Origin of the sequence: Pseudomonas sp. EA_65y_Pfl1_P113, assembly GCF_963970525.1 — a bacterium.
GTDB classification, from domain to species: Bacteria; Pseudomonadota; Gammaproteobacteria; order Pseudomonadales; family Pseudomonadaceae; genus Aquipseudomonas; species Aquipseudomonas tritici.
Genome location: NZ_CAXAQM010000067.1, coordinates 1 through 4,879 on the forward strand (window position 1 = coordinate 1; position 4,879 = coordinate 4,879).

A 4,879-nucleotide genomic window follows, 5' to 3' on the forward strand; every position below is an offset into this window, starting at 1 on the left:
CTGCACCACAAGACGTTGACCGGCCTCAAGCGGCTTATGGAAGTGGTGGCCGATGCCGGCGTGCTGCTGTCGGTCCTGCTTGTCGGGCATCCGCGCCTGCGCAACGATCTGCGCCGCCCGCAGATGGAGGAGATCGGCTACCGGACCACGACCTTCGACTATGAGGGGATCGGATCGGCACGTCGGGATTATGTCGCCTGGTTGCTCGGTGCGTGCGCGGCAGAGGGGGTGAAGGTCGCCGACCTGATGGACGAGGACGCGATCGACCTCATCGCCGAACGCCTGCGTACTCCGCTCCAGATCGAGATGCACCTGACGCTTGCCTTCGAGCAGGGTTTCCGGTTGGGCGCAAAGCCCGTCACCGCCGGGATCGTCGAGCAGGTGCTGTCACGTGCGATCGACGACCTGGAACCGACGCTGACCCGAAACGGCTACGATGCCGTCACGCTTACCGCCCACCTCGGCGCCCGGCCATCCGATGTCCGCTCCCTGCTCGCAGGCACGCTCGATCCCGAACACACCCGGGAACTCACCGAACAACTACGCGCGGCCGGCGTCCCGGTGTGAACCGTGCGAAACCTGTCAGTCATATCGAAAGGATGAAATCCGTGTTCGCCAAGACCATCACCGCAGCAGGCGTGATCGTCGCGCTGTATCTCGCATACCACCATGCTTGGTCCGGCATGGTCATCGCCGGCCTTGTCGCCATCCTGGCCGCACGGTGGAGCGAGTTGTCCCGCATGCGTCGCATCTGGCGCGGCGATCGTGCTGCCCGGGAGGTCCAGTCGTGAAGTTGCCGGGCTGGGCCTTTGGCGCTCTCACCGGTGTCCTCGCCGTCGCGCTGGGTGCGCTGATCGAAGGCGTCTTCGTCCATCCCTGGCCCGAGGTGCTCCACAACCTGTCGATCAAGACGGCGATCATGGTGCCGGTATTCGCCCTGACCTACCATTTCCTGTTCGGGAGGCAGCGTGGTCACTGATCTCGACACTCTCGTTATCGTCGATGGCATCTGGGCTTGCCGGGCATGATCGGGCGAAACTGGACCAGCAAAAGCGCTGTTGTGCGCTTATCATGCTTGCTGCCTGTGCTCGCCGGCATGGTCCTTCCGGCAATCAGTAGGCGGTTCCACTGGTCGATCGGCATCACACCGAGCTTTGTAATGCTGACGTTGGCTATAGGATGGACCGGTTTCGTCGTCTGGCGAACAACCATGAACGCTCATCAACGCGGCGACTATTTTGGCGATATCGGCCCCTGACACCATGGCGATGCCGTTGGCAGATAATGTGAGCAGGTGATTATGATGGCGAGCAGCGCTGGATGTTGGTGAGCACATTGGCAGATAGCGTGAGCAAATCGTTTTGCTCATTGTCAGATAATCCGAGCAGAAATCCGCTCCGTTTGCGAGCAGATGCCGCTACGTTGGCAAGCGCCTACAGTTAGGGCTGTCAGCCTATGGCAAGCGCCCTAGGTGTTTAGTCGGCATCTGGTGGATTGGATTGACGATGAACCGGTCTGGCTCTGAGGTCCAGATTTTGGCGATGTATTCGTAGTGTGTGAGGCCGCTCAGCGCCTTGAGCCGGCGAGCGAAGTTGTAGGCGGCCCTGAAGTCGGCGAGGTGCGTTCGTAGCTGGTCATGGCTGTCATAGTGGAAGCGTTTGACGGTCGCCTCCTTGGGGTCGGTTCCGGTTGAGGGCGAAATGACACCCTAAGCGTGGGGCACGAAGCACGTGGTCTGAGTTTATGGTCGAGCCGGCCGTTCATCGGGCATTCGCGCCGCGATGCGGTTTCGCCGCTGCCGGATCTTCAGCGGCACCGCGACCACAACGAACAGCCCCGCAGCACAGTAGAACCAGACCAACCCTGTATCGCGTTGCCGCAGGGCAATGCAGATGAGACAGGAAACCGCGACGATCGGGGTTATCTTGGTCACCCACCACAAGGCCGATCCCCATCCGGGTTGATCGCGCATGTCCTTGTTTACTATCAGCACGATCAACGTCGCCGCGACCTTCAGGCCGATGGCAAGAGCGGCGATCCAGCTCAAAAAGTCGATCAGGGTGGAGAAGCCGAACGTCAGCATCACATGATGATGCGACGCAGCTTGTTGCCGGGCAACCTGTAATCCGTCCTGGATGGTAAGGGACAAAGCCGGATCATATGTCGGTGAGGTCTTCGGGGTAACGCCCACCAAGCTGGCAGAACAGGAACCAGGTTTCCTGTCCCCGTCCGGTCAGGAGCAGGTGTTCCGGCCGATCTGGCGCATGATCGAGCAGGTTCAGGCGGACGAGCGGCCTGATGTTGCGTTCACCGATCAACCTGCCAGGGTTGCGACCTTGTGCGATGATGGCCCAGCCCGGCGTGCCGCGTTCAGTGATCGCAGGTGCCAGATGGCCATCGCGCGACCGGCTGCCGTCACCGCCCAGGATAGCCAGGCAGGTACTCCAGAAGGCTTCGCGGGGGCGCGGCGGGATCAGCGCCCATTCGACCGGGCCGGTATCGGACTGTTCCGGCAACGGGGTCGATGCTGCGGGACCGTCCCGCACGCCGTCCCGATATGCGCGCTCCAGCGCTTGGGCGATGGCACCGGCGGTATCGACGGTAAGGCCGTACTTCCGATCGGAGCGGTCCTTGGCGACGATCGCGCGCGCGATTTCACGAAACCGCGCCTTGCGCCGAGGATCCGGCGGGAATTTTCCGGGAAGTCCGGTCATGCCGCTTCCTCGACCGACGCTGCATCCACCCGTGCCCGTCCGACGATAGCGGCGACAGTATTCTTGCTGAGGCCGAGGTCGCGCGCGATCCAGCGATAGCTGCGACCTTCGGCGACCAGCGCCAGCACCTTGGGGGCGAGCCGGTCGGACTTCGGTCGGTCGCCCGCCTGCCGACCGAGTGTTCGACCCCGTGCCCGCGCTGCGGCGAGACCGGACCGAACCCGCTCGCTTAGCATGTCGCGCTCGAACTGGGCGATGCCGGCGAGCATCGTCGCCATCATCCGCCCGTGAGGCGTATCGACCTCGAACGTCATGCCACTCATCGCGACGACCGACACGCGCCAGCCCGACAGCCGGTTGAGCGTATCGAGCAGGTCCTGCGTCGAGCGTCCCCAGCGGCTGAGTTCGGTGACGAGGACCGCATCGATGTGACGCGCCTGCGCCAGCTTCATCACCTCGCCGCGCGCCGAGCGGTTGGCCTTCATCCCCGAGGCGGTTTCGCGGAAGACCTCGACCACCTCATAGCCGCCCCGTTCGGCGAAACCGACGAGGTCGCGCAACTGCCGCTCGCACGACTGGTCGGCGGTCGAGACGCGGGCGTAGATAGCGGCGCGTTGTCCCAATTGAACCTTCCCGAACACCGGCCCCGAAAAGCCTTGATTTGCGCGGGGTCAGTGTTGTCCAAAACAGACTTCTGTTCAACCGGGACAAAGCCGCATGCCGAGACGCCATATCCTGAGCGCCCGGCAGCGGTCGTCGCTGCTCGACCTGCCGACCGACGAAGCGTCGCTGCTACGGCATTACATCCTGGCGGACGACGACCTGATCCACATCGACCGGCGACGCCGACCGGAAAACCGGATCGGCTTCGCGCTGCAACTGTGCGCGCTGCGCTATCCGGGACGAATGCTGGTGCCGGGCGAGGTGATCCCGCTCGCGGTATCCGCCTTCCTCGGCGCCCAGCTCGGCATCGCCGGTGACGTGCTCGTCCGCTACGCCGTCCGGCACCAGACCCGCCAGCAACATATGGAGGTGCTGCGCTCCATCTACGGATACAGGACGTTTCCCGGTCAGGGCGCGCCGGCACGGACGTTCCGTGACTGGCTGTTCGCCGAAGCCGAGCAGGCACACTCGAACGACGATCTCGCCCGGCGCTTCATCGCCCGCTGCCGCGATACCATGACCATCCTGCCGGCGATCACGACGATCGAGCGCCTGTGCGCGGATGCGCTCGTCGCGGCCGAACGCGGCATCGAGAAGCGCATCGCATCGCGCCTTGATCTTGTCGCCTGCACCCGGCTCGACCGGCTGACGACCGAAATGCTGCCGGGGGCAATCAGCCGCTTCATCTGGCTGCGCCGGATCGAGCCGGGCAACAATTCCGCCGCGGCAAACCGACTGCTCGACCGGCTTGAGTTCCTGCGTGCGATGAACCTCGATGCCGGCCTGCTCGGCGACGTCCCGCCGCATCGCGTCGCCCGGCTGCGCCGACAGGGCGAACGTTACTTCGCCGATGGCCTGCGTGATCTCGGCACCGACCGGCGTCGCGCCATCCTCACTGTCTGCATCATCGAGTGGGCCACCTCGACTGCGGATGCGGTGATCGAGACGCATGACCGGATCGTCGGGCGCACCTGGCGCGAGGCAAAACAGTTGCATGACGCACGTGCCGCGGAAACGAGAGGCGGGGTCACAGCGACGCTGGACGGCTTCGCCGCGCTCGGCCAATCGCTCATCGAAGCGCATGGCGACGGCGCGTCGCTGGAGGATGCGGTCGCGCGTGCGGCGGGATGGGACCATCTCACCCGCCTCGTCGCGACGGCCAGGGTTCTGACGGACACGCTTGGCGATGATCCGCTGGCGCATGTCGATCAGGGGTATCACCGCTTCCGTCGCTATGCCCCGCGTATGCTGCGCTGCCTCCATCTCCAAGCCGCGTCGGTCGCGCGACCCTTGCTGGACGCGGTGATCGCCATCGCCACCAAAGACGCGCTCCCGGCGACCGACGATTTCCTGCGCCCACATTCCAAATGGCGGCGTCAATTGCGGGCGAAGGGCGACGATGATGCGCGCCTCCGAGAAGTCGCGGTCATGTTCCATCTGCGCGACGCGCTGCGCTCGGGTGACATCTGGCTCGACCGCTCGCACCGGTACGGTGACCTTCG

6 protein-coding genes and 2 pseudogenes are annotated in these 4,879 nt (G+C 64.4%); 4 read left to right on the forward strand and 4 right to left on the reverse strand.

What is annotated here, in order from left to right; all coding sequences use genetic code 11:
• The 3 genes and pseudogenes from AACY52_RS28065 to AACY52_RS28075 form a co-directional block, all read left to right on the forward strand.
• Positions 1-567, forward strand: a pseudogene (locus AACY52_RS28065) (AAA family ATPase); the annotation flags it as partial.
• A gap of 41 nt (positions 568-608) precedes the next feature.
• The gene (locus tag AACY52_RS28070) at positions 609-791 is read left to right on the forward strand and encodes a hypothetical protein (RefSeq protein ID WP_143274547.1); all 183 of its coding nucleotides are present in this window, start codon (positions 609-611) and stop codon (positions 789-791) included.
• A complete protein-coding gene (locus AACY52_RS28075) occupies positions 788-979 on the forward strand; it encodes a hypothetical protein (RefSeq protein WP_305738060.1) in 192 nt (63 codons plus the stop codon). The genes AACY52_RS28070 and AACY52_RS28075 overlap by 4 nt, the downstream gene beginning before the upstream one ends.
• A 474-nt stretch (positions 980-1,453) precedes the next feature.
• Here the strand turns inward: AACY52_RS28075 and AACY52_RS28080 are convergent.
• From AACY52_RS28080 to AACY52_RS28095, 4 genes and pseudogenes are all read right to left on the reverse strand, one after another.
• Positions 1,454-1,675: pseudogene (locus AACY52_RS28080) on the reverse strand (hypothetical protein); the annotation flags it as partial.
• Between the two features lie 66 nt (positions 1,676-1,741).
• Complete coding sequence (locus tag AACY52_RS28085; protein WP_339561047.1) at positions 1,742-2,149, reverse strand: hypothetical protein; 408 nt, start codon at positions 2,147-2,149, stop codon at positions 1,742-1,744.
• Positions 2,150-2,156: 7 nt separating this feature from the next.
• Positions 2,157-2,714: a hypothetical protein gene (locus AACY52_RS28090; RefSeq protein WP_339426638.1), complete on the reverse strand. Its 558-nt coding sequence runs from the start codon at positions 2,712-2,714 to the stop codon at positions 2,157-2,159.
• Positions 2,711-3,337, reverse strand: coding sequence for a recombinase family protein (locus AACY52_RS28095; protein WP_339472255.1), 627 nt, complete (start codon positions 3,335-3,337; stop codon positions 2,711-2,713). Before AACY52_RS28095 ends, AACY52_RS28090 begins: the two co-directional genes overlap by 4 nt.
• Positions 3,338-3,431: 94 nt before the next feature.
• On the opposite strand from AACY52_RS28095, the gene AACY52_RS28100 reads away from it, so the two are divergent.
• Positions 3,432-4,879 (forward strand): DUF4158 domain-containing protein (locus AACY52_RS28100; RefSeq protein WP_339561048.1); only part of this gene is annotated, 1,448 nt, incomplete at its 3' end.